The sequence below is a fragment of the Anabaena azotica SJ-1 genome, from assembly GCF_047275885.1.
Classification (GTDB): Bacteria; Cyanobacteriota; Cyanobacteriia; order Cyanobacteriales; family Nostocaceae; genus Trichormus_B; species Trichormus_B azotica_A.
Window position 1 is genome coordinate 3,899,070 of record NZ_CP178454.1, and the last position, 24,097, is coordinate 3,923,166.

The 24,097-nt window shown below is 37.4% G+C and carries 19 protein-coding genes and 8 pseudogenes; 5 read left to right on the forward strand and 22 right to left on the reverse strand.

The window, feature by feature from the left end:
- Positions 1 to 149: 149 nt before the first annotated feature.
- From ACLLO5_RS17070 to ahcY, 11 genes are all read right to left on the reverse strand, one after another.
- Complete coding sequence (locus tag ACLLO5_RS17070) at positions 150 to 731, reverse strand: Uma2 family endonuclease (protein ID WP_413171684.1); 582 nt, start codon at positions 729 to 731, stop codon at positions 150 to 152.
- Positions 732 to 847: 116 nt separating this feature from the next.
- Positions 848 to 1,183, reverse strand: a complete 336-nt coding sequence (locus tag ACLLO5_RS17075) for a XisI protein (protein WP_413171685.1) — start codon at positions 1,181 to 1,183, stop codon at positions 848 to 850.
- Positions 1,184 to 1,256: 73 nt separating this feature from the next.
- Positions 1,257 to 1,349 carry an element excision factor XisH family protein gene (locus ACLLO5_RS17080; protein ID WP_413176120.1) on the reverse strand — a complete coding sequence of 31 codons (93 nt, stop codon included), beginning with the start codon at positions 1,347 to 1,349 and terminating at the stop codon, positions 1,257 to 1,259.
- Positions 1,350 to 1,368: 19 nt separating this feature from the next.
- Complete coding sequence (locus ACLLO5_RS17085) at positions 1,369 to 1,650, reverse strand: element excision factor XisH family protein (protein ID WP_413176121.1); 282 nt, start codon at positions 1,648 to 1,650, stop codon at positions 1,369 to 1,371.
- A 96-nt stretch (positions 1,651 to 1,746) separates the two neighbouring features.
- On the reverse strand, positions 1,747 to 2,163 hold the full coding sequence (locus ACLLO5_RS17090) for a putative toxin-antitoxin system toxin component, PIN family (RefSeq protein ID WP_413171686.1): 417 nt from the start codon (positions 2,161 to 2,163) through the stop codon (positions 1,747 to 1,749).
- A 321-nt stretch (positions 2,164 to 2,484) separates the two neighbouring features.
- Positions 2,485 to 2,679: a type II toxin-antitoxin system HicB family antitoxin gene (locus ACLLO5_RS17095; protein ID WP_413171687.1), complete on the reverse strand. Its 195-nt coding sequence runs from the start codon at positions 2,677 to 2,679 to the stop codon at positions 2,485 to 2,487.
- Positions 2,680 to 2,685: 6 nt separating this feature from the next.
- Complete coding sequence (locus ACLLO5_RS17100; protein ID WP_413171688.1) at positions 2,686 to 2,871, reverse strand: hypothetical protein; 186 nt, start codon at positions 2,869 to 2,871, stop codon at positions 2,686 to 2,688.
- 256 nt (positions 2,872 to 3,127) lie between these two features.
- A complete protein-coding gene (locus ACLLO5_RS17105; protein WP_413171689.1) occupies positions 3,128 to 3,865 on the reverse strand; it encodes a hypothetical protein in 738 nt (245 codons plus the stop codon).
- Positions 3,866 to 3,868: 3 nt separating this feature from the next.
- Positions 3,869 to 5,008 (reverse strand): AAA family ATPase, encoded by a 1,140-nt coding sequence (locus ACLLO5_RS17110; RefSeq protein ID WP_413171690.1) that lies wholly within the window; start codon positions 5,006 to 5,008, stop codon positions 3,869 to 3,871.
- Entirely contained in the window at positions 4,960 to 5,151 is a 192-nt protein-coding gene (locus ACLLO5_RS17115; RefSeq protein WP_413171691.1) for an AAA family ATPase, read from the reverse strand. The genes ACLLO5_RS17110 and ACLLO5_RS17115 overlap by 49 nt, the downstream gene beginning before the upstream one ends.
- A gap of 138 nt (positions 5,152 to 5,289) precedes the next feature.
- Entirely contained in the window at positions 5,290 to 6,567 is a 1,278-nt protein-coding gene (gene ahcY, locus ACLLO5_RS17120; RefSeq protein ID WP_413171692.1) for an adenosylhomocysteinase, read from the reverse strand.
- Between the two features lie 352 nt (positions 6,568 to 6,919).
- On the opposite strand from ahcY, the pseudogene ACLLO5_RS17125 reads away from it, so the two are divergent.
- Positions 6,920 to 8,534, forward strand: a pseudogene (locus ACLLO5_RS17125) (mechanosensitive ion channel family protein).
- A gap of 293 nt (positions 8,535 to 8,827) precedes the next feature.
- Here the strand turns inward: ACLLO5_RS17125 and ACLLO5_RS17130 are convergent.
- Positions 8,828 to 9,166 carry a hypothetical protein gene (locus ACLLO5_RS17130; RefSeq protein WP_413171693.1) on the reverse strand — a complete coding sequence of 113 codons (339 nt, stop codon included), beginning with the start codon at positions 9,164 to 9,166 and terminating at the stop codon, positions 8,828 to 8,830.
- A 163-nt stretch (positions 9,167 to 9,329) separates the two neighbouring features.
- A pseudogene (locus tag ACLLO5_RS17135) lies at positions 9,330 to 10,243 on the reverse strand (metal ABC transporter substrate-binding protein).
- Positions 10,244 to 10,631: 388 nt separating this feature from the next.
- On the opposite strand from ACLLO5_RS17135, the pseudogene ACLLO5_RS17140 reads away from it, so the two are divergent.
- Positions 10,632 to 11,366 (forward strand): annotated as a pseudogene (locus ACLLO5_RS17140) (metal ABC transporter ATP-binding protein).
- Positions 11,367 to 11,444: 78 nt separating this feature from the next.
- Positions 11,445 to 12,268 (forward strand): annotated as a pseudogene (locus tag ACLLO5_RS17145) (metal ABC transporter permease); the annotation flags it as partial.
- A gap of 188 nt (positions 12,269 to 12,456) precedes the next feature.
- Here the strand turns inward: ACLLO5_RS17145 and ACLLO5_RS17150 are convergent.
- The 3 pseudogenes from ACLLO5_RS17150 to ACLLO5_RS17160 all read right to left on the reverse strand — a co-directional run bounded on the left by ACLLO5_RS17150 (position 12,457) and on the right by ACLLO5_RS17160 (position 17,400).
- Positions 12,457 to 14,099, reverse strand: a pseudogene (locus tag ACLLO5_RS17150) (acetolactate synthase large subunit).
- A 104-nt stretch (positions 14,100 to 14,203) separates the two neighbouring features.
- A pseudogene (locus ACLLO5_RS17155) lies at positions 14,204 to 15,573 on the reverse strand (NAD-dependent succinate-semialdehyde dehydrogenase).
- Positions 15,574 to 15,778: 205 nt separating this feature from the next.
- Positions 15,779 to 17,400 (reverse strand): annotated as a pseudogene (locus ACLLO5_RS17160) (adenylate/guanylate cyclase domain-containing protein).
- Between the two features lie 836 nt (positions 17,401 to 18,236).
- Here ACLLO5_RS17160 and ACLLO5_RS17165 point away from each other — a divergent pair.
- Positions 18,237 to 18,938, forward strand: a complete 702-nt coding sequence (locus tag ACLLO5_RS17165) for a VanZ family protein (protein ID WP_413171694.1) — start codon at positions 18,237 to 18,239, stop codon at positions 18,936 to 18,938.
- A 151-nt stretch (positions 18,939 to 19,089) separates the two neighbouring features.
- Entirely contained in the window at positions 19,090 to 19,743 is a 654-nt protein-coding gene (locus tag ACLLO5_RS17170) for a hypothetical protein (RefSeq protein WP_413171695.1), read from the forward strand.
- A gap of 68 nt (positions 19,744 to 19,811) precedes the next feature.
- Here the strand turns inward: ACLLO5_RS17170 and ACLLO5_RS17175 are convergent, their stop codons facing one another.
- The 6 genes and pseudogenes from ACLLO5_RS17175 to ACLLO5_RS17200 form a co-directional block, all read right to left on the reverse strand.
- Positions 19,812 to 20,474, reverse strand: a complete 663-nt coding sequence (locus ACLLO5_RS17175; RefSeq protein ID WP_413171696.1) for a hypothetical protein — start codon at positions 20,472 to 20,474, stop codon at positions 19,812 to 19,814.
- 181 nt (positions 20,475 to 20,655) lie between these two features.
- Positions 20,656 to 21,535: pseudogene (gene ylqF / locus ACLLO5_RS17180) on the reverse strand (ribosome biogenesis GTPase YlqF).
- Between the two features lie 79 nt (positions 21,536 to 21,614).
- Positions 21,615 to 21,980 (reverse strand): VOC family protein, encoded by a 366-nt coding sequence (locus tag ACLLO5_RS17185; protein WP_413171697.1) that lies wholly within the window; start codon positions 21,978 to 21,980, stop codon positions 21,615 to 21,617.
- Between the two features lie 301 nt (positions 21,981 to 22,281).
- Positions 22,282 to 22,590: a M10 family metallopeptidase C-terminal domain-containing protein gene (locus ACLLO5_RS17190; protein ID WP_413176122.1), complete on the reverse strand. Its 309-nt coding sequence runs from the start codon at positions 22,588 to 22,590 to the stop codon at positions 22,282 to 22,284.
- Positions 22,587 to 23,519 (reverse strand): hypothetical protein, encoded by a 933-nt coding sequence (locus ACLLO5_RS17195; RefSeq protein ID WP_413171698.1) that lies wholly within the window; start codon positions 23,517 to 23,519, stop codon positions 22,587 to 22,589. Before ACLLO5_RS17195 ends, ACLLO5_RS17190 begins: the two co-directional genes overlap by 4 nt.
- Entirely contained in the window at positions 23,516 to 24,082 is a 567-nt protein-coding gene (locus tag ACLLO5_RS17200) for a hypothetical protein (RefSeq protein ID WP_413171699.1), read from the reverse strand. Before ACLLO5_RS17200 ends, ACLLO5_RS17195 begins: the two co-directional genes overlap by 4 nt.
- Between the last annotated feature and the right edge of the window lie 15 nt (positions 24,083 to 24,097).

Here is a 24,097-nt window from a genome sequence, read left to right on the forward strand (position 1 = left end):
ATATGATTTAGGGAAATTTTGGTAGTGAGGGGCAGCTATTTCCTGAGATTGATTTGATTACTGCTGATGGGTTAAATTGGTCTGTAGATGCGATATTAGATTCGGGTTTTACCAAGTTAAGTTTACGGCAATTAATATTATATCATCTTTCATTTACTCAAATTTGTAGGAAAAGCTACATCTTCATAAACATCAGTCAGAGGACAAGAAAAAGTCACACTATTTAATTCTAATTGTTGATTTCCTCTATAGCTATAAAGAACCCATCTTCCTTCAGTATTACGCCGAAAACAATCAATTCGTTGACGATTTTGGCTAACTAAAACATATTCTTGTAAAGTGTCTAATTCCTGATAATCACTAAATTTATCACCTCTATCTAAGGCTTCTGTAGAAGGTGATAAAACTTCAATTATTAAACTCGGATATCGTTTAAAATATTCAAATTGTGTATCTCTTGAATCGCAAGTTACCATAATATCAGGATAATAGAAAATATCGAGAGATTCAATTCTCGCTTTCATGTCAGCGACGTAAAGACGGCATCTTGTACCACGAATATGGTTTCTTAAAAGGGCGACTAAGTTAGCGGTAATTGTCACATGGACATCACTAGCACCAGCCATTGCATAAATTTGCCCTTGGATATATTCATGTTTAATAGGGCTGGATTTTTCAGCTTCTAAATATTCTTCTGGGGAAAGATAGGGGTGAAATTGGCTAAGAGTCATATATGGTTACGGTTAACATGAGATGATTGGGTGGGAATCTTTCTAGTATAGCAATTGTTAGGAATATTTTTTTCTCACGCAAAGGCGCAAAGACGCAGAGGAAGAATTGCAAGGTTTTAAGTAATTGCAAATTCTGTATATTGTCTGATATCGGCTGGTTGGAAGGCTAAAACTATTTGATTTTTAGGAATACCAGCGTTAACAAGTTCGTTGGCTATACCGTATTCTGTTCCGTCTCTTTGAATCCAGATTTTATGGTTGATTATATCTATATGAACTAAGCAACCATGCACTCGTTGATTATTTTCCCAGCCTAATGTTAGTAGCAGGTAATGGTTGGCGGTTTGGTCTATTATTAGTTGTCTTTCTAGTTCACCGTAAGCGTAGGGAAGTTGGGAACATTCGGTTAATATTTTTTGAATGATTTGACGATAATTATTTAAGGTATCCATTGCAGTATAATCTCTTGTTTGGAGTCGAAGACAAGTAAACAAAGGCGTTGATTTTCTAATAATATTTTACCAACTATTGAAATAGTTCTGAGTAGGTTTCTTGACGAATAGCGAGATATAAGCGGCGTTGAGGTTCTAAGCGTGAGAGAATGTCGTAATATAACAGGACTTACGCAACTGGCATATTAGTAGGGTGCGTCAGACTTCATAAATCCTGCAAATAAACAGATATTTGATATCTGACGCACCATAAAATAGATGTTTGGTGTGACACTTGCGTAAGTCCTATATAAGATATATTGCCCTAAAGCGTTTTCTAGGTCGGTGACTAGAGAAGCACCTATAAAGCTTTTAATTTCGACTGCTATTTTCTGTCCAGTTTTTTCGGCTGCTATGAGTTTTTCTGCACCTAAGTCTATATATAAATCTCTTATACCCCATTTGAGAACAAATGGATGTTTGGTGATTTGTCAATTATCTTTTTCTAGGGCATTTCTAACGGTATTATGGTAAATGTCTATGCAAAGTCAAACATCTTCAAGGGGTGATAAGAAAGCGAAAATTTAATTAATGCTGATAAAGTCTCTTGGAGTAATAATCTGGTTTTGATATTCGGCTAGAGTTTTAAGTGATAAAAGGTCTTGATCTCCTGTAATCAAAAATTCGGCATTGGCTTCTTTTGCGAGTTCTAAAAATTTGTTATCATCTAGATCTCTACAGATATCTATTTGAGTTGTTATTTCTATAAATTGGCTGTATTTTTTGACAACTTCTAAAAAATCTTGCCGTTCTTCATCTGAAATATATTTATCAAATTTAGATTTGTAAATGCGTGTTTTTAATTCTTGATAGGTTTGCTCACTTTGAGCTATTTTGAATTGTTTATAGGCTTTATCTAGGGCTTTATGGGCTGTTCCATCTGGACTGAGTGCAGCACTAAGTAAAACGTTGGTGTCAATGACAATTAATTTATGATTCATCAGCTAATAATTCTGCTAAAATTTCTTCTGTAAGTCCTTTAGATTGAGCATTTCTACCGATTCTATCAAAAACAGTCAGTAAATCTTCTTCTTTTTTTTGGTAAGTTTATTTTTATTTGTTGGATAATTTCTTCTTGTTCTTGTGGGGGAAGTTGTAATACAAGATTAAGAATTTGCTCGAAGGTTAGAGGAAGTGGGTATGTTTTTTGTATCATGGTATTATATTTTTTGAATCAGAATCACAGAAAATCAAGTAAAAATCTAAACCGATGCAAAACCAGTAAACTATAAAGTTATGAAGCTATTTGATAAATTACAGGTTTATATCTTGCTTGGTGGAATGGGTTTACCTTCTATTTTAGCAGCTTCTAACCAAGCAGTTTTAGCTTTGAGAACTTCTTGCAGTGCTTCTTCTTCAGTTAAACCAAATCCTGAACAATATTTTAAATCAGGAATATCAGCAATATAACCTTCATCTTCTTGACTGTAGAAAATATTAATGTGATAGTGTTTCATTATTCATTATCCATAGTTAAGGAATATTTTTCGATTAATATTTAATATTAAAAATTGCCGAATTTGATAAGGAATAGCTTTACCATTGCGATTTTGTAAGTTAATAAGTTCGGGGATAGTTGGATGTGTAAAAATGTGATGACTACCGTTTATATGTGATAGGGAAAAACCAAAGGCTTCAACTAATGTCACTAAATCATCAAATTGAAGAGATTTTTAGATCCTGAAAGAACTTTCTCCAGTAATTTACGCTTTTTTGACATTACTTTATTTTATCATTGCTTTACATTAAATTCTATCCTATTCTCATTGTTCTTTACTTAGTAATAATTCGTAGGTTGGGTTAAGCAAAGCGCAACCCAACACGATAAAATTATAAAGATGTTGGGTTTTCTCAACCCAACCTACATAACTATTTCTCGATAATTTAATGTTTCCATAGTATGATTTAATCATCTGAATGACAGTTTGATAAACAATATTTTAATCCAAGAGATAATGTTTTAATAAAAACTCTTGATTCTGGTAAATCCTTAAAAATATTGTTTATACTGCTTGGAGTAATAAAATCTAGAGCTTTGCTTTGTATATCTTCATCTCTAGGAGTTCGAGTTCCATATAATTCATCTTTCCACTCTTGTGGTTTTTTGCCATAATGCTTATTAAGTAATCCTCTAGCAGCGGCTACAATAACTTCTGTAGAAGGAAATGTTGCTAAAGACATTACTATCGGTAAATACTGTCTATCATATCCATTTAGGGCTTGGAGATTATAAAATTTATCAATTGATTCCATAAGAATATGAGATAAATTAATTGGCCAAGATTCAAAATATTGATTTTTATTACCCAGAGTATGTTCGGTATCAGTAGTTATCAACAAAATATCTCTGTAAGATATTTCTACTGTATTCTCAAATTCTTTGAAAGCATTATTTATTGTCCCCAGCACTCCATCTCTTAGTGTAACTGCTGCTTGACTTGGTAAATAATAATCACTATCTTTCTTACATTCACGTTTATACTTTTGAACATGATCACAAATTTTATGCCTAACTAATGGTATGATTTCGCAACTTATATTTTCTGGATTTTCCTCTAACAAAATACATTCAATAATTTTTCCAAAAATTTTATGATCAGTTGCACCATCACCAACAATCCCTACATTAATTTTATCCATCATATTCTAACCTATTGTCCCTGAGTACCACAGTTCTGCTAACTGATATTTTGGAATTTTTATTAGTGGAAGTTTACCAGTTCTTTCTTCATATTCCACTTCATCATCTTTAATAGTTCCGATTCCTACAAGAGTTTCAAGTGCAGCATTTAGATTTCTAACATCGCTTTGTCGGCTACGTTTATCTAAACGTACTGTATAAACATGATCTGCTTGTTGGTTAAATTCACGCAGAACTGAAGGACTGTGAGAAGTAAGGATAAATTGTGATGAAAAACCTTCTTGACTAGGTGATGTTGCTTGCCAAATCCAATTCATGAGTTGTTGTATATTGCCTGGATTTATGCCATTTTCTATCTCTTCTAACATAATAAGAGCAGGCGGTCTTCGCAATGATGACAGCAAACTTATTGCCGCAATTTTCATAAAACCATCTGATATTACATCCGGCATAAATTCTTCAACATATCCTTTACGCCCTAAGTCGAATTCCCAAATTAAACTGGAACGTTTTGGATCATAACGAATCCCTTGAAAACTTCTATCAAGAGTTCTCATTTTGGCAAGAAATAGAGAAAATGTTCTTTGCTCATTTTCTTTAATATGTCTGAGAATGGACTGAAGATTACTTCCATTTTCTCCTAAAGCTGCTGGTATTTTAATTTCTTCTATCTCAGAATTGATATCTATTTCAGTACCTTGTGTTTCTTCTGTATTCTTTTCATTACCTTTAACAATTCCTTTAAGAAAAGTTGGCTGAAAATGATAACTAAAGATACTGGCTAAATCTCGAAAAAAGGTTCTACATAATTGCTTTTCTGTTTCTGCTAAAGATGATTCTGACTCTACTTTTTCTCGTAGATCTAACAAATCAGTAGGAGAATCATAACCACTTGTAACTTCAAATTGTTCATGATCGGCTAATTTAAGAGTTATTTTTTCCTGACAACTAGCATTACCCTGAAAATTCTCGTTTTTATATATGGAAATATGATAAGAAATTTCAGTTTGGGTATTATTCCAAGTAATGGAAAAGCTAATTGGTTCACTATCATCAGCTAATCTGTATCTGTGTGGATACAAATCTTTAGCAGCCCTTACTGTTCGATGACGATTACGGGTTTTCCTCTTCTTATCAGGTGACAAAAATGTTGTATACCGACAAGAAGATTTGTTTTACCTGAATTATTATTTCCAATTAATAATGTTACTGGATATAATTCTATCGTTGTTAGTTTGTGAGTTCTAAAATTTTCTAGAGTAACTTGTGTAAACACTATAAGCCTCACAAAATATCAAAATTATGTATATTCTATCTAGAATATCATATAAATATGGTGTGGTTGTAAAAATAAAAGTAAATAATTCTTAATAAAAAAGGGATAAGCCCAAAAGCCTATCCCCGAAAAAATCAACTAATTAATGACTTACGTTCCAGAAGTCCAAGAATTGATATAGTCAATTTGATCTGCTGTCAAACTATCAATGAAAATGCCCATAGCTTGCAACTTCAAGCGAGCAATTTCTTCATCCACTTCTCTAGGAATAGAGTGCAAACCAGCAGCTAAACTACCCTTATTTTTCACCAGGTATTCAACAGCCAAAGCTTGGTTAGCAAAACTCATATCCATAACCGCGCTGGGGTGTCCTTCAGCAGCAGCCAAATTAATCAAACGCCCTTCTCCGAGTACGACAACGGATTTACCATTTGTCAACTTATACTCTTGGGTGAAAGGACGGACATCCTTGATTTCCTTAGCATTAGCGGCTAAGTATTTCAAATCAAGTTCCAAATCAAAGTGACCAGAGTTACAAACGATCGCACCGTCTTTCATCACATCGAAGTGTTCACCGCGAACGACGTGCTTGTTACCTGTCACAGTAATGAAGATATCACCGTGAGGCGCTGCTTCCGCCATTGGTAGCACCCGGAAACCATCCATAACGGCTTCAATTGCCTTGATGTGGTCAATTTCGGTGACAATGACGTTTGCACCCATCCCACGAGCGCGGAGGGCTGTACCCTTACCACACCAGCCATAACCGACAACCACAACAGTTTTACCAGCTAACAAAATATTTGTAGCGCGGATAATTCCATCTAAGGTAGATTGACCTGTACCATAGCGGTTATCAAAGAAGTGCTTGGTGTCTGCGTCGTTGACGTTCATCGCGGGGAAGGTGAGAACGCCTTCTTTAAACATGGCGCGTAACCGCACGATCCCGGTGGTGGTTTCTTCGGTGCTACCAATTAAATCTGCGATTTGGTGTTGACGATGTTGAACCAATTCTGCTACCACGTCGCTACCGTCATCAACAATGATGTTGGGGCGATGATCTAATGCTATTTGCACGTGGCGGTTATAGGTGGCGCTATCTTCGCCTTTTTGAGCAAATACGGAAATTTCATGATCAGCTACAAGACTGGCTGCTACGTCATCTTGAGTTGATAAAGGGTTACTAGCAATTAAAACTGCATCAGCACCACCGGCTTTAAGAGCGATCGCCAAATGTGCTGTTTCTGTGGTCACGTGGGCGCAAGCTACAAGGCGCAATCCAGCAAATGGCTTTTCTTTCTCAAAGCGATCGCGAATTTGCTTCAATACGGGCATTTCCCGTCCAGCCCATTCAATCCGTTGTCTTCCCAAGGGAGCAAGGGCGAGGTCTTTAACCTCGTGCTTTAATCTGGGAGTTGTTGCGGTCATTCAAATTATCCTCTAAAAAACAGAAAGGTCTAGAAACCTTTACGTACTTTAACAAGAATTTCTTACAAGTGGCAAATTTTCGCTGTAATTACCGAATCAGAGCGGATATAACAGAAAAAAAGCGATAATTTATCAATCACAATTTTGATCCAAGTTGTCAATCTTCACCAATCTCTGCTATTAGTATTATGAACAACAGGTCTGGTAATGACTATCAACATAGTGTATCTATCTTCAGATATAAATAACAGAAATTAAAGGCAGATTTGACCAAAGATAGATAATATAGCCTCTATGTTGGCAATAACTCTATGAGTACCCGATCATAAATTTGACTCAAGGAGGTTTTTGAGTGCGTTTAAAATTTTTGGCAATTGCAGCAGTTTCAATGGCTGTTACCGTTGTCTCTGTTCCAAAAGCTACAGCCCAGATTCCTTTTACCCTACTTACAAACTCCTAGTAGTGTAAGTAATCAGAACGAAAATCAAACTGTTTCCGAATGGATTTATTTAGATGGCAGACCATTATTTCAGATAGCCGCATCAAAAAACGATGTCTCGGAACGATTACAAAATATCCAACGGAATTTACAGGAAATTAGCCACGATTACTTTCAATCAACTGCACCAGAATTTAAGGTACAAATCCGAACATCCAAAGATTTGCCAGTAATTTACATCAATGATAAATATTTGATGACTGTCAATTCTCAAGACGCTAAATTACGTCAAATAGAAGCATTAACACTAGCTAATGAAATCGCCGATAATTTGCAAAAAGACCTGGAGTTTTCTAAGGAAGAACGCCAAACTTCATCTTTAATCAATCAAGGCAAAATTGCTGGTGCTATTGGTTTAATCATGATTCTTTCAAGTTCATTAATATATCGTTATCAACGCCGTTCTCAAAAAGATGATGTAGAACCAATTGCCCCAGATAACGAAATAGATCAACCGATTACAACCCAACTAAATCAACAGCAACATCAGCATTTAGTAGAAGTTAAAAAACGCCTAATTCAATTAACTCAAACAGGAATTTGGGGAAGTGGAAGTTTTGCTATCTTGGGTTTATTTCCCTACACACGAGCATTACAATTAGGGATTCTTGCAGCCGCACAAATTCCTGTAAAAGTAGGTGTTGTGGTATTAGGAACTTATGTAGCCATTCGATTTAGTTATGCCCTGATTGACAAATTTACCACGACTCTCATTAGCGGTGGGGTTTTATTAAACTCAGAAGCTTCAGAACGAATGGAGTTAAGAGTCTCCACATTTTCAGGAGTAACAAAAAGCATTACTACCCTGATCTGCATGGGAGTTGGTATTTTACTAACTTTGATTGCATTGGGTATAGATATAGTTCCCTTATTAGCAGGTGCTGGTTTAATTGGTGTAGCCGTATCTCTCGCTTCTCAGAACTTGATTAAAGATGCCATTAACGGCTTTTTAATTATCCTCGAAGATCAATATGCCCTTGGTGATGTAATTAATGTAGGAAATGTAGGAGGTTTAGTAGAAAATCTCAATTTGCGAATGACCCAAGTGCGTGATGCAGAAGGACGTTTAATTACAATTCCCAACAGTGAAATTAAAGTAGTTGCTAATCTTTCTAGTCGATGGTCACGGGCTGATTTAACTATTCCCATTTCCTACCAAGCTAATATTGATGAAGCGTTGGAGTTAATTGAAGATGTGGCTTTAAAAATGAATCAAGAACCACAATGGAAGCGACAAATCATTGAAAAACCCAGTATTTTAGGAATTGACAATTTTAGCGATCGCGGTATGATGATTCGCGTCTGGATTAAAACCCAACCCCTCAAGCAATGGGAAGTAGCCAGAGAATATCGTCGTCGTTTAAAAATTGCCTTAGATCAAGTTGGAATTTCTATTCCCGTACCTCAGCAAACCTTGTTGGTTCATCATCCTCAACTGTTGAATTCTTCACAAAATAATTCACACTAAGGAGTTCAGGAGTCGTAGGGGCGAAGCATTCGGAAAATAACCTTGAACAAAAACTTATAATTGATCGCCCGAATGCTTCGCCCGTACAGGAGTCAGGAGTCAGGAGTCAGAAGTCAGAAGTCAGGAGTATGGCTAACGCCACGCTTCGCTATCAGGAGTTCAGGAAGAAGAAAGAATTAATTTTCCTCCTCTGCTCCTCTGCTCCCCTGCTCCCCTGCTCCCCTGCTCCCCTGCTCCCCTGCTCCTCTGCTCCCTGCTCCTCTGCTCCTCCGCACCTCTGCTCCCCTATACCTTTACCACCAAATGCGATTTCCTTCTTCATCTACTCGCGCTTGACGAATAATATCAGAAATTTCTTCAGCATCTTTGACATGATGGAGGGCTTTTTTCTCACCCTCAGGAGTTTCCACTACAAAATATGTTGGAACTGTAATGTGATCACCAGTAATATCCGGTACATCTACAGCAATTTGTTGGGCTTTTTCTTCAATTGATTGGGGTTTTTCAGAGATTCTATCTCCAGGATTTGCTGTTAAATTCCTTTCTTTAACATTTGGTTCTTTTCTAGAAAAACTATCTTCACTGACTGGTTGATGAATTTGGTTATCTTGATCATCTTGATGATTAGTCATGGTTGAAAAATCCAATGTGTAATTTCTATGAATGTAAGCACTCAATTAATGCCTATGGCTTGCATTACGACCTATAAATAAATCGCGGATCTTGTCTCTCTATATCAATCTAGACAATCAAAAATGTCAGTAGTTCTTTCTCAAGAGAGTTATAAAATGAGATTTACTTCTTCAAGACAAACGGCGTATATTTACCACCCAAAGCTTCTACAATAGTGCGGGTATTAGCTACCATCATTTTTATATAAGTATCCCCATCACTTCCCTTTTCACCAATCGAATCAGAGTAAAGTTGATTTTTGGCAAGTTTTATCCCTGCTTCTTGGGCTACCGTGGTAATTAAAGCTGGGTTAATCGTGGTTTCTGCAAAAATTGCAGGTACGCCTATTTTTTTCACTGAATCTACTAATTTACTGACCGTTTGGGCGCTAGGCTGTTCTTCTGTGCTAATCCCAATTAAAGTTCCCGCGATTTCCAACCCATAATTATTGCCATAATATTGAAAAGCATCATGGGTAGTGATAAGTTTACGTTTTTCTGGAGGAATAGTTTGAATTTGTTGTTTAATCCAACTATTTAATTGTTGTAATTCTTCAATCAGTTCATCTGCTTGTTGAGTAAATTTTCCTTTGTCTTCTGGTGATAAATCAATTAATGCTTCTTTAATTGCTTTTACCATAGATATGACATTTTCTACACTTCCCCAAACATGAGGATCAGGAACGATTTCTCCTTTACTTTTTCTAACTTTAACGGTTTGACAACTTCCCCTACTGCTAACTTCCGTGCTTTCCCACCAGCAGAATTCATTAACTTAATAATTCCCGGTTCTAAGTTATAACCGTTATATAAAATTAAGTCTGCTGTTTCCAAAACTCGACTATCTGCGGGTACTGGTTCATAAACGTGAGGGTCTGCACCAGGCTTGAGGATACCTGTTACCTTGACTTCATCTCCAGCAACTTCTTGGGCTAAGTCAGCAATAATGGTACTAGTTGCTACAACCTGCTGCTTACCATTTCTTGGTGCTTGGGAGTCTGAGGGAGTACAACCGAATAACGCCAAAGGTAACAACATTCCCAAACATAACTGATACCATTTTGGATTTTGGATTTAGATTTGGGATTGAGAATCTCAGGGCTTACGGAAAATATCTCTGAAACCCTCTTACCTTTGTGTCCTTTGCGGTTTATTCTTTCATGACTTGTGTATACGTCTCGAATCCCCTTCTGTGTCAGGCTTATACATAACCACAGACTGTCGCCATTAATCCCAGGTATTAGTTTCATTTATCTTGCAGATTAATTCTAATTATAGAGTTTTTCATATTTCTCTCATTTTTATAGTAAGCTCAAAGAATGATTATTTAACTACGGTTATGCAAAATATTTCTTTTTACCAAAAATTTAACCCCTTACGGAGACAGGTAGAAGAGACACCCACTCAAGGCAGAAAATATACTGATATGAATTCCACAGCAGCCATTAACATTTCCCATTTAGGAGTACACTACCGGACACAGGAAGCTTTGCGGGATGTTAACTGCATTATTAAACCAGGAAAACTGACAGGAATTTTTGGACCTAATGGTGCTGGTAAAAGTACCTTAATGAAACCATCTTAGGATTAGTTCATACAAGTAGCGGCCAAGTTTTATACAAACATAAGCCTTTAATGCAGCAACTGGATCAAGTTGCTTATGTACCCCAACGTAGCCAAATTGACTGGAACTATCCAGCTACTGTTTGGGATGTAGTAATGATGGGGCGTGTAAAAAAGACAGGTTGGTTGCGTAGTTTTTCCACAGTTAGCCGCCAAGTAGCCAAAGAAGCCTTAGAAAGAGAGTGGGGATGAAAGAATTCCAAAACCGTCCCATTGGTGAACTTTCTGGAGGACAACAACAACGGGTATTTTTAGCGCGTGCTTTAACCCAACAAGCAGAAATTTTTTGTTTTGATGAACCGTTTGTAGGAATAGATCAAAAAACCCAAGCAATAATTTTTGAAGTTTTCCACGAACTAGCAGCAGAGAACAAAACTGTTTTAGTAGTTAATCACGATTTAGCCAATCCATTGCCCATTTTGATGATTTAATTTTACTAAATTGCGAATTAATCGCCACAGGGTCGCGCCAACAAGTTCTGACAGAAGAAAACCTGAGTCTTGCTTACAGCGGAAAAGTCATGTATTTTGCGGCTTAGTCATTAGTTAAGTATTCAGCCGTCAGCTATCAGCGGTTAATTTCTTCCCAGTCCCCAGTCAACAGTCCCTATTCACCTATGCTTAATGCACTAATTGAACCGTTGCAATATGGCTTCATGCAACGTTCCTTAATCATCGCTATTTTAGTAGGCTTATTGTGTGCGGTAGTCGGTAGTTACCTCATGGTACAACGCCTAGCGTTATTAGGAGATGCGATTAGCCATTCTGTATTACCAGGATTAGCGATCGCCTTCATGATCGGTGCTAATATCTTTATCGGGGCATTTATTGCCGGGATTATCAGTACAATGGCCATAGCATTGATTAAAACCCGTTCCCCCATCAAAGAAGATGCAGCAATGGGGATAGTATTTTCAGCTTTTTTTGCCCTTGGTGTCACCCTCATTACCGTCATTCAAAAAGCAATAAAATCGACCTCAATCACTTTCTGTTTGGTAATATTCTCAGTGTAACTGTTGATGAAGTGCGAGACACCAGTATCATTGCAGCAATTGTATTAATAGTGGTTGTTTTACTATACAAAGAACTTTTATTTTACACCTTTGACCCTTTGGGCGCACAAGCCGCTGGTTTACCTGTTAATCGCCTAAATTTTGGTTTAATGTTGTTAATTGCTTTAACAATTGTTGCCAGCATGAAAGCTGTAGGAGTGATTTTAGTATTATCACTTTTAATTACTCCTGGTGCAACGGCTTATTTATTAGTTAAACGCTTGCATGAAGTAATGATTTTAGGTGCGGTCATTGGGGTGATTTCTAGTATTAGCGGAATGTATCTCAGCTATTTTTATAATTTACCTTCTTATCCAGCGATTGTGTTAGTAGTCTCTGGTTTATTTATATTAGCTTTGTTGTTTAGTCCTAGACATGGAATTTTTGTATCTCATATAGCAGGAGTCAGGAGGAAAACCCCTTGTAGTGGGAGTTCATTATCAATTGATGTCCTAACTACCCTGTCCACGACAGCTATAAAATCAAGAATGGGGAACAGGTGAAAGGGTAATTGGTAATTGGGAATAGATATAAAGTTCTTCTCCCCTGCTCCCCTGCTCCCCTGCCTGTCACCTAATTAAATATCACAACTTAATTCACCTGCTTTTTGACTAAAGCGACGGTTTTCTCGATAATCTACACGACAATCTATTACCGCTGGGACATCTTGAATTAGGGCTTCTTTGAGGACAGGAATTAAATCAGTTGCTGATTCAACCCTGTAACCTTTTAATCCCATACTTTCGGCTAATTTGACAAAATCAGGATTACCGAAATGCACAAAAGATGAATTACCTTTACCAAATTGGTTTTCTTGTTTCCATTCAATTAAACCATAGCCACCATCATTAAAAATTAAGGTGACAAAAGGTGTACCAACACGCAAAGCTGTTTCTAACTCTTGAGAGTTCATCATAAAGCCACCATCGCTTATTGCAGCGACAACTTTACGATCTGGATAGACAAGTTTAGCAGCTAAAGCGCCGGGAATGGCAATTCCCATGGCGGCAAATCCATTAGAAATAATGCACGTATTCGGACTATGACAATGATAATGTCTGGCAATCCACATTTTATGTGCGCCTACATCAGAAATGACAATATCATCTATCCCATCACTTGCCGCAAATCATAAATTAATTTTTGCGGTTTAATCGGGAAGCCATCATCATGGGCATATTGTTCGTAGTCAGCACGAATATTAGAACGTAAACTGATGGCATAGGGATTGGGTTTTCCTTGTCTGTCTGCTAATTTTAATATTTCATTAACTGAATCAGAAATATCCCCAACAACTTCCACTTTGGGAATGTAACTGCTATCAATTTCTGCGGAAATGGAGGCAATATGGACAATAGGAATTTTGCTGTCAGGATTCCATTTTTTGGGAGAAAATTCAATTAAATCATAGCCAATAGCAATTACTAAATCGGTATTATCAAAACCACAAGTAATGAAATCTCTTTGTTGTAATCCTACAGACCAAAGTGCTAATGGATGAGTGTAGGGAATTACGCCTTTACCCATGAAAGTATTAACAACTGGAATATTCATTTGGGTGGCGAATTGTGTCACCGCATCACTAGCTTGGGCGCGAATTGCCCCATTTCCCACTAAGATAATGGGATTAACTGCTTGAGAAATTATGGCAGCAGCAGCGCGAATACTAGCAAAAGCAGCATAGGTTTTTTCGCTGTTATCCTTATGTAAAGGTTTGCCTTCTACGGGCATAGCAGCAATATTTTCGGGTAAATCTATGTGGACTGCACCGGGTTTTTCAGTTTGCGATCGCTTGAATGCCTTTCTCACAACTTCTGGTGTAATACTCGGTCTAACTATCTGCTTATTCCACTTAGTAACTGGTGCAAACATAGCTACTAAATCTAAATATTGATGGGATTCAATATGCATTCTATCTGTCCCTACTTGCCCTGTAATTGCTACTAAGGGCGCACCATCCAGGTTAGCATCTGCAACTCCAGTCATTAAATTAGTAGCACCAGGCCCAAGAGTAGAAAGACAGACTCCGGCTTTACCAGTTAACCTACCATAAACATCCGCCATGAAAGCTGCACCCTGTTCATGACGAGTAGTAATAAATTGAATGGATGAATTTTTTAAAGCTTCTAAAACGTGCAAATTCTCTTCACCAGGCAGTCCAAAAACATATTGTACTCCTTCATTTTCTAAACACTGTACTAACAAATCTGCTGTATTCATTTTATTTCCTCAAAAGAATAATTACAGGAGTCAGGAGTCAGGAGTCAGGAGAATGAAGAACTAACTCTCCTCCCTATCCCCTCTTAACTATCAACTATCAACTATCAACTAACCCAAACAGTCTTGATATTCACAAATGTATGCCTTGAATGCTTAATTCTCTGCCATAGCCAGAACGTTTAATTCCCCCAAAAGGTAAGCGGGGATCAGATTTAACCATGCTATTAATAAATACTGCACCTGCTTCAATTTCTTGAATGAGGCGATTTTTTTCTGTTTCATTATTTGTCCATGCACTTGCACCCAAACCAAAGGGTATATCATTGGCTAATTTGATGGCAGCATCAATATCCGCAACTCGGAATAATAAAGCTACGGGGTAGCCAAAAAATTCTTCTTTGGCAATGGGATGATCTAAAGGAATATCTATGATAATTGTTGGCGGATAAAAATTTCCAGGAATATCTGATAAAGCAGATCCACCTGTGAGAACTTTACCACCACTTTCGACGGCAATTTTGACTTGTTGGTCTAAATCTTGGAGAATATCGGCTGTTGCCAATGGACCGATATCTGTTTCTGTTGCCAGAGGATCACCAATTTTCAGAGTTTGGAATTTTTCTAACAGCAGTTTTTCAAATTTATCAGCAATTGTTTCTGCTAAAATAAAGCGTTTAGCGGCAATACAAGATTGTCCATTATTTAACATCCGTGCTGTAACTGCGGTGGATACTGCTGTTTCTAAATCAGCACTTTCCAATACTATGAAAGGGTCACTTCCCCTAATTCCAAGACGGTTTTTTCAGTTGTTTCCCAGCTGCAACAGCTAAAGAAGCACCTGCTGGTTCACTTCCCGTCAAGGTGGCTGCTTTTACGCGGTCATCAGCCATTAAATCGGCAACTTGAGAAGCACCAATCAATAAAGTTTGAAACACACCTGCTGGAAAACCTGCACGGTTGATAATATCTTCAATTGCTAAAGCACACTGCGGAACGTTGGATGCGTGTTTGAGTAAACCCACATTTCCGGCCATGAGTGCTGGTGCTGCAAAGCGGAAAACTTGCCAGAAGGGGAAATTCCAAGGCATGACAGCGAGAATTATCCCTAGAGGCTGATATCTAACAAAACTTTGACTAGCATCAGTTTTGACGGTGACATCAGCGAGAAAATTAGGAGCATTTTCGGCATAGTAACGACAAACAAGGGCGCATTTTTCCACTTCTGCGATCGCAGATTTGAAAGTTTTACCCATTTCCAAAGTCATTAATTTGGCAAAATTTGCCTTTTTCTTGCTCTAAAATAGTGGCTGCTTGTTGTAACCAACCAGTGCGATCGCTCTGGAAAACTAGTCCTACGATACTCCTCAAAAGCCGACTGTGCCAAATCCAATTTAGCAGCAATTTCCCCATGATTCAGTGGTTCAAAGGTTTTCAGCGTTTCCCCAGTGGCGGGATTAATGGTAGCAATAGCCATTCCCTGACCTCCCGTTAAAAAATAGCTTGAAGTAGCTTACTAGTCTTACACAGATTCATCATAGAAGCCACCATCAAAATTTTAGTCTCTTAATTTCAAAAGAGTTGCTTAATTTTAAAAATTGACAATTAAATTTGAAATAAATTATACAGCCTGAAAAATACACTTAAAAAATAGTAGTAATGAATTAACAAGTGACCACTGACTAATAAAAATTAACCATTTTTGTCTGATAAATCTTAATAAATCGACTAATACCTTTAAAACGATAATCTCCCATTTCTTCAAACTCTGACCGTTGCGACAGCATTTTATAAGTAACTTCACTAATAACACATTCACCAGGAGGACAAATTTGTTCCATTCTAGCTGCCAGATTAATTGTTGCTCCCAATGCAGTATAATCCACCCTTTGAGAACTACCCACATCACCAACAACGGCTTTACCGCTATTAATAGCAATACGTAATTGTAAAGGTTCAGTCCAAAAATTATTATTATTGAGATTTTGTAGACGAGAAAGCATACCCTTAGCCGCAGCAACTGCTCGGTCTGGATGATCAGATTGTGGTTCAGGAGCGCCAAAAAACGCCATAATACAATCGCCAATATATTTATCTAAAGTGCCGCCATAAGCAAACACTTCTTGTAACATTTCTTCAAATAAATAGTTTAATAATTTAGCAATATCTTGGGGTTTGAGCCGTTCAGAAATAGCCGTAAATCCCACCAAATCAGCAAACAAAATACTGATTTCACTTTCCGTAGGAGCTAAACGTCCATCAGGAACTCCTCTCACCGAGATTAACTGCTGTACAACTAAGCGAATGATACCGTTCGAGACGGTGACGGATCACTTCTTCCATTCTCAGTTTTTCTAACAATAACCAACGTTGAACACCAGAGGCAACAAGATTTGCTAAAGCCGAAAAAAAGCTTAGTTCTTCCTCACCTTCATTTGCCCAGTGGAAAGAATAAAGTTGAGCATCGGCATAGAGAACACCAACAACTTTATTTTCATCCCACAACGGTACAGCCATTGCACTACGAATACCTTTAAACAAAATACTTTCTTCACTAGAAAACCGTTCATCTGCTTGGGTATTAGCACATTGAATAGCAACTTTATCTGTAAATACTTTTTGACAGATACTACGGCTAATCCATACCCCATCCGCTGGCAAACTTTCTGCTTGTAAATTCTTTCTGGTTGCCGAATTAATTAATTCCAAATTACCAGAACTATTAACATCAATTAATAACGCCAAGCGTTCAATGCCATCAAGATAACGAAAAACTACTTTTTGCACCTGCTCAAAAATTTCTTCAATAGATGCTGCTGCACAAATTTTTAGCTATATCTACCAAATCTTTCAGACGAGCAATAGTTTTTCTTTATTTTTGTTACTACCATTAACATCACTTGCTTCTATCCATTTTTGTTGCAGTTCTTCTACATTCCGAAAAATTGTTATTTGCTGACTACTCGTATCAATATTTGGGATGTATTGGGGTGGCAAATTTTCTAACGTTGGTGAAAAAGCTACTACTAATCTGATATTACCCAACCAAATCACGTCTTTGTCATGTAACTCTTGGTGAAACCACAGGACTTTGATTAACTTGTGTTCCATTTTTACTCCCTATATCTTCAATATTCCAAGTACCACTCTTAGTTTTGAAGATGCGGGCGTGTTTGCGGGAAACTCCGGCAAAAGGTAAAAACAAGTCACAATCGGGCAAACGACCGATAATAAACACATTTTGCGTTACTGAAACAGAGGTTTCAACATCACCCTCCATTAGGAGTAGTGTAAGTTCAGTCATGACTGTCATATTATTTATACTGGAAGCTGGGAACACAAACATCAAAACTAATCTTACTTAAGGCTTACGCATCAGATACCAGATATCCGGTTACTTAACACTAGGTTTGGGTATAAACCAGGTAAGTTTGCGTAAATCCTAACCTTACCTTTTCTTAATCATACTGTTAAGGGCATTACGAAAAAATTGCTTGTAGTCAATATCACTGAGATTCATACTCATTCTATGTGAGGTCGCATTAATTAATTAGACGTTATACAGCAATCAAATCTGATTTATGTATCCCTTGCGGGACTATATATTTATCATTGAGGTAGGGAATAGGGAAGAAAGAGAGCAGATGTGTACGTCATCTGTAAGCGCAAAGCACAAGCTACACCAACAAAACTCAAATAGGTGTCCTGTGTACAAAAAAATTTAGAAGTCAGCAGTTGCACTAATATACCTACAGTTAACTACGTATTTGTCGTCAGCAAACTCTATCAGAAATAGGGATAGAAAGAAACTAGGTGTTTTTTAATTTTGTTGGTCTAGCACAAATGCAATATTTTGGATTGAGTTTTCTCTATGTGATACCAGACGCGCAACGCCAGAAATACAAAGTCTGAATTTGAAACTCCTGATTTTAATGATGGGGTTCTCCACACCTTATACTCCTTTAATTTTTGACTCCTGAATTCTTACTTGAATTTTTAGTTAATCTGATACTAAATATTAATATACTACTTAAATTCTGCATCACAAATGTTTCGTATATCTAGCCACCGTGAAAATTTTGTTTAAAATATATAATTATTTATTGCATCTCAATTTAGTAAATTTGGCAAGAATATTATATGAATCAAAAAACAAAATTTTCTCAAAAACCTCCGGCTATTAAATTTTATTCAGTGAATTTTATATTAGTGCTAATAACTATTTTAATAGTCATTATTGCTACTGTTTATCCTTTTAATTTCCTTCTACCTAATAAATTTTCTATATCGTATTTTTTAACTAGTTTTAACCATTCTAGCACTTTTCAAGATCAGGTAAATAATGTTTTATTATTTATGCCTTTGGGTTTCTATTGTGCCAATTTTTTACACAAACTGAAAGTTAAGGTAGTATTCCAAATTATTATTGTTTTCTTGTTTAGTGCTGGATTATCTTCAACGGTTGAAATTTTGCAAATATTTCTGCCTTCGAGAACTCCTACACCAGCAGATATTTTTAATAACACCATTGGAGGATGTTTGGGTTTTCTGAGTTTTTATCTCTGGAATTACCCAAGCTTCAGTAATACGGTTACACAAATTAAAAGCAGTAATTCGCGAGCGTCAAATCAAAAAATCACAGGATTTGTGCTGGCTTATATGTGTATCATTTTACTGGTTTCATTTTTCTGGCAAAGCACAATAAATTTAAGTAATTGGGATTTAAATTATCCGTTGTTACTTGGTAATGAATTTCAAGATAATAGAAATTGGCAAGGATCTATTTCTGAAGTTTATTTCATGGATAAAGCCATAACAAATGATGAAGCACAAAAGGATTAAATGATGCTGATTATTTTAAGCAAATTGGTATTCCCTTCTAGCTAATTATCAATTAAATGGTAAATGTTGTTATCCAGATAAAACCGGAAATTCTCCTGAATTAGTATGGCAAGGGAATCCTAAAAATAGAAAAGAAGGAAAAGAGATTGTTTTGAATTCTAGTCAATGGCTAAAAACAGCAGGATCTGTAAAAAATCTTAGTCAAAGAATCAGCCAAAAGTCTGAATTTACTCTAGCTACTACTCTTAGGACTGACAATAATAAGCAAGCTGATTATGCACGAATAATATCAATTTCTGCTGATTCTTTACGGCGTAACTTTACAATTTCACAACTAAAAAAATCACTGGATATAAGATTAAGAACTCCCCTGACTGGAGAAAATGGTTCAGATATAAAATTGAGGATTCCTCATGTTTTCACTGACAATAAATCCAAGAAAATTATCATCACATATTCCAGAGGAATTGTTCAAGTCTATATAGATAGAATACAACGTTATTACTCTTTTAATTTACTGGAGTTAATTCCTTTACAACAAAAATTATTTTCCTATGCGATGATTTTTATTCCGTTAGGTGCAGGTTTAGCTATAATAAATCTTTTTATAAAAAATCGGATGATATTATCTAAGGTATTGTTGATGAGTGGCATTTTCTTTCCTTCTATTCTATTGGAGGCTATTCTAATTAGTGAAACGCCTAAAGCATTGAGTTTGAAAAACATATTTCTGGGAATATTATTTACGGCAGTGACAATGTTAATTTTCAGACTCAGAGTTGAATATTTAAAGGCTAGAAGTTAATTATTGCCGTTGATTTAGTCCGATACCATTGACATTTATTATGTGATTAAATTGGGCGCTTTCAATCATCAAGCTCTCCTATCTCGTTTCAGGTCGGAAATAACTTTTTCTAGATACCAAGCCTCAGTTTGACCAGGGTTTATTTGTTGTTGTCGAGAAACCAATCTGTTAGCAACTTCTGTATTACCTCCCAACATTGTCAGCAGTTCTTTTTGCAATTGTTTGATGTTTGGATTGTTAGTTTTTTTGGCAGATTTGGGGTACTTGATTGCTTTCAGATTTGGTAGAGGTGTCCCTAGCGGTGGCTCGGTTTTGGGTATTGATGCTGATGGTGTTTTTTGTGCATCAGGTTTTGGTATTGTAGGTTTAGACTGTGGTTGAGATAGTTCTTTTTTAGGTGTATCGGTTGACTTAGATTCACCTCTTAATTCACTAATCAGTTGCTTCAAGCACCAAGTTTCTGTTTTACGGGGATATTGTTTTCGTTTTTGTTTTAACAACTCGTCAGCAACTTTGTAGTTCCCTGTGATATGAACCAGTTCACTGTGAAGTTGTTTGTTTTCTAGTTCAATTTCCTCCTCTGTTTTTGAGAATTGTGGAATGGGCTGATGATTAATAAGCGGTGTTGTTTTTGGTGTCGATTTTTGCGATGTGTGACGTTTTTGAAGTTCCTTTAATTGCAAGTCCAGAATCTTTCTTTGTAGCCTCCAGTATTGAAGCGAGTTAATCATCCAAATTAGTGAAAATATGGACAGTAGAAGTCCTAAAACTATTTGCAAAATGGCGAGGATTTCCATAGTGGGGTATAAAAAATAGTCTTCTTAATCCACTATGCGTCAAATATGCCTAAAAATCACGACTTTTAACTACTCATTTTCTACTCAAAAAAAGCCTTGAAAGCCTTATTATAGATCAATGGGGTGGAATTTCTAAAGGAATAGTACCTAAAAGTCCTTTGCGAAAATCGGTGATTAGTGTTCTCGCAGCGCGTTCTACATCTCCTTTATAACGATGTTCTGCGAGGATGTGCAGATATGCTTCTCCTGTGTGGGTGATGGAATCAACTTCGTAGCGTGAAAGTAAGGGGTGCGATGGTAACAAATGAGGATGTGTTTCTTGGAGTTCATTGAGTATATCTACGAAGGCTGCTGCTATTAGCTGATTATCATAGGATGCTTCACCGATATCGTCACAAATAGCTAATTTTACCGCTGCGGCTTGATTTTCCATTCTTGAAGGAATGACACCAGGAGCATCTAGGAGTTGCAATTGATCAGAAATTCGCACCCAACGCAGTTGACGAGTAACACCGGGACGTGCTGCACTTTCAACGACGCGCTTTCCTAGCAATCGGTTGATTAATGCTGATTTTCCGACGTTGGGAAAACCAATGACGACAGCACGAACTGGACGGGGTAACATTCCCCGGTCTTTTCTGCGTTGATTAAGTTCTACTCCTGCTGCTTGTGCGGCTTTCATGATAGCTGTGATACCTTGACCGTGTTGAGCATTGGTAAAATAAGGTACTTGTTCTTGGCTTTTAAACCAGTCTACCCAAAGCGATCGCACTTGTGGTGAAATCATATCTAATCGGTTAATTACCAACACCCGTGATTTACTCCCCACCCATTCATTCATTTGCGGATGGTTTGTTGCTATGGGAATACGTGCATCCGCACTTCTAGCACCACATCTACCCGCTTTAGCTGTTCTTTGAGATTTTTTCAGCTTTGGCAATGTGACCGGGATACCATTGAATGAGATTTAATTTGTAGTTTTGAGTTATGGACATTGGGGATTGGGGATTGGGGAATGGGGAATGGGGACTGGGAAAAAATATTTATCTTTTGCTTTTTGCCTTTTCCCAATGACTAAAGACTTTGATGTAAAATTAGACGGTTGCCGTCTGGGTCGTAGGCGTAAATTTCTCGACCGTGGGAAGCAGTGGAAATGTCTCCTGGTGGTGGATAGCCTAAAGATTGCAGATGTGCGATCGCATTTTCTAAATTACTGACTTCTAAACATAAACTTAGCGGACTTTTGGTATTTACAGCAAATTCTGACTCATGATTTTGTTTTGGTCTAAAAATACCTAAACTGAGGCTAGAAATTTGAAACTCAGCATAGACATTAGGAATCAGGTTGTTTGGTTCTTGTTCTAGTAGCTGCATATAGAAATTCACTAAATTATCAAAATTAATAGTGGCAATGGTGACAAATAGATTTTTATATTCCATATTCATTTTTATTACTTTTTCTCTTTAGTGAAATCCCTACCCATATAAAGACTAAAATGTTACCCTGGCAAAACATTGAGTGATTAGGCGATCGCACCTGTAAAATCTAAGATGCGATCGCTTTTTAAAATGCAACAGGCTTGTTTTAAAGTTTCAACTTGAAAACATTAGAAAACAAGATTTGCGGCATTAAAAGTACCTGTGATAGCCGTAAAGTTGATTTCCAGATCACCAGTGCCAAAGATGCCATTTGCATTTAAATCCACTCGCAGTTGACTACCAAAGAGAATTGCTTCATTAGTTACTCCCCCGCTGTAAAAGCAGCACCGCCATTAAACGAGCCAATACCGCCAGTGATAGCACTGAGAATAATCTTGTCTCCAGTAGTAGCATCAAAATCTGCGATCGTATCTCCGGCTCTAAAACGTGAGTCGCTTTGAGCATTAAATACAAAACTATCTACACCAATACCACCAGTGAGTGCATCTCTGCCAGCACCACCAACAATCCTATCATCACCACCAGTACCGATAATTGTGTCATTACCGTTACCCCCATTCAACTCAAAATTACCAGAATTGTTGAGAATAGTGACATTAGAGAAATTCAGTGTATCATTGCCCCCGTTCCTAGAACTTTGACATTGGTTTTACCATTGACATCAATTTGATCAACACCATTATTAAAACCAGAAGCTAATCCAATGATTGTACTATCGGCTTCTGCCAGAATAGTGCTAATACCAGATCCATTGTTAAAACTATCAAAACCGTTTTTAGTGTTGTCATAAACGAAAGTAACAGTTTGGCTACCTGCGGTGAGATTGTCATTGCCAGCACCACCCCGAATTTTCATACTGCCAAGGTTAGAGGCAATTACCGTATCATTCCCATTATTGGCGTTGACTTCGGCAATGTTTGTTAATGTTGTGTTGCTGAAGTTTAAGATGTTGCCACTAGTGACATCTCTAATGACAGTATCACCACTGCTATGACCGACAAATTCCTCCACACCATTGTTATACCCAATTACACCAATGACAGTACCAGCAGTTTCCGCTTGAGCAATTGAGACTCCTATACCATTAGTAAAAGTATCAAAGCCGTTTGTAGTGCCACTATAAAGCCAAGTGACATTAGCTAACCCAGCATCGAGGATATCATTGCCAGCATCACCACGAATTTGCATATTGCTGAGGTTAGAGGCAATTACATTATCATTACCACGGTTGGCATTGACTTCGGCTATGTTTGTCAGCTTTGTGTTGCTGAAATCCAAAGTGTTGCCACTAGTGAAATCTTTATCTTTAATGATGGTATCGGCACTGCTATGACCGACAAATTCATCGACACCATTTTCATACCCGATTACACCAATGACAGTACCAGCAGTTTCCGCAACTACAGTGTCATAACCGTCATCACCAAAGAAGGTATCAAAACCATCACCAATACCTGATACCAAAAAAGTATCATTACCACCCCCACCGTACATAATGTCATTGCCAGCACCACCACGAATGATGTCATGGTCGTTCACTCCCCGCCAGCAGGATTAAGGGTGGGAACAGTAGCTGTACTGCCCACACCAGAAACGCCATCACCTTCATAGCCATAGATGACATCATTACCTCTTTTACCGTCAATGATGTTGATTGTATTAGTACCAACAATTACTTCGCTAGAGTTAGTGCCAGTAATGAAATCTGGGAGAGTAAAAGTGATGGTAGTTGTGGCTACTGCACTGGTATTAGAATGGGCTTCTCCATCATCGACGACAAACTCAATAGTACGGGCAGTAGTGTTGGGATTAGCTGCCGTGTTGAAATATTCGACAGTGCGTAAAACTTTTTGGTAGTTCGCTACTGTATCAATACCACTCAGAGTCAGAGTTGCCGTAGCAGAGTTGTAATCGGCTGTAATGGCAGTACCTGTGGTATCAGCAAAGACAAATTCTTGTAAGCCATCAAGGGGATTAGTAATTGTGATTGTCGCTTGAGTCAGAGTTGATGAATTACGGTCTAGAAGACTCAGGTTACTACTCACAATCGAGACAGGGCTGACAGTAAAGGTAGCATGAAAATCAATACCAAGCAACAGCACTACCACCAAATTGAG

Coding starts and splice junctions, on each gene's coding strand:
- ACLLO5_RS17070 (WP_413171684.1), bottom strand. CDS start 731: ATGACTCTTAGCCAATTTCACCCCTATCTTTCCCCAGAAGAATATTTA.
- ACLLO5_RS17075 (WP_413171685.1), bottom strand. CDS start 1,183: ATGGATACCTTAAATAATTATCGTCAAATCATTCAAAAAATATTAACC.
- ACLLO5_RS17090 (WP_413171686.1), bottom strand. CDS start 2,163: ATGAATCATAAATTAATTGTCATTGACACCAACGTTTTACTTAGTGCT.
- ACLLO5_RS17095 (WP_413171687.1), bottom strand. CDS start 2,679: ATGAAACACTATCACATTAATATTTTCTACAGTCAAGAAGATGAAGGT.
- ACLLO5_RS17105 (WP_413171689.1), bottom strand. CDS start 3,865: ATGATGGATAAAATTAATGTAGGGATTGTTGGTGATGGTGCAACTGAT.
- ahcY (WP_413171692.1), bottom strand. CDS start 6,567: ATGACCGCAACAACTCCCAGATTAAAGCACGAGGTTAAAGACCTCGCC.
- ACLLO5_RS17130 (WP_413171693.1), bottom strand. CDS start 9,166: ATGACTAATCATCAAGATGATCAAGATAACCAAATTCATCAACCAGTC.
- ACLLO5_RS17165 (WP_413171694.1), top strand. CDS start 18,237: ATGAATCAAAAAACAAAATTTTCTCAAAAACCTCCGGCTATTAAATTT.
- ACLLO5_RS17175 (WP_413171696.1), bottom strand. CDS start 20,474: ATGATTAACTCGCTTCAATACTGGAGGCTACAAAGAAAGATTCTGGAC.
- ACLLO5_RS17185 (WP_413171697.1), bottom strand. CDS start 21,980: ATGGAATATAAAAATCTATTTGTCACCATTGCCACTATTAATTTTGAT.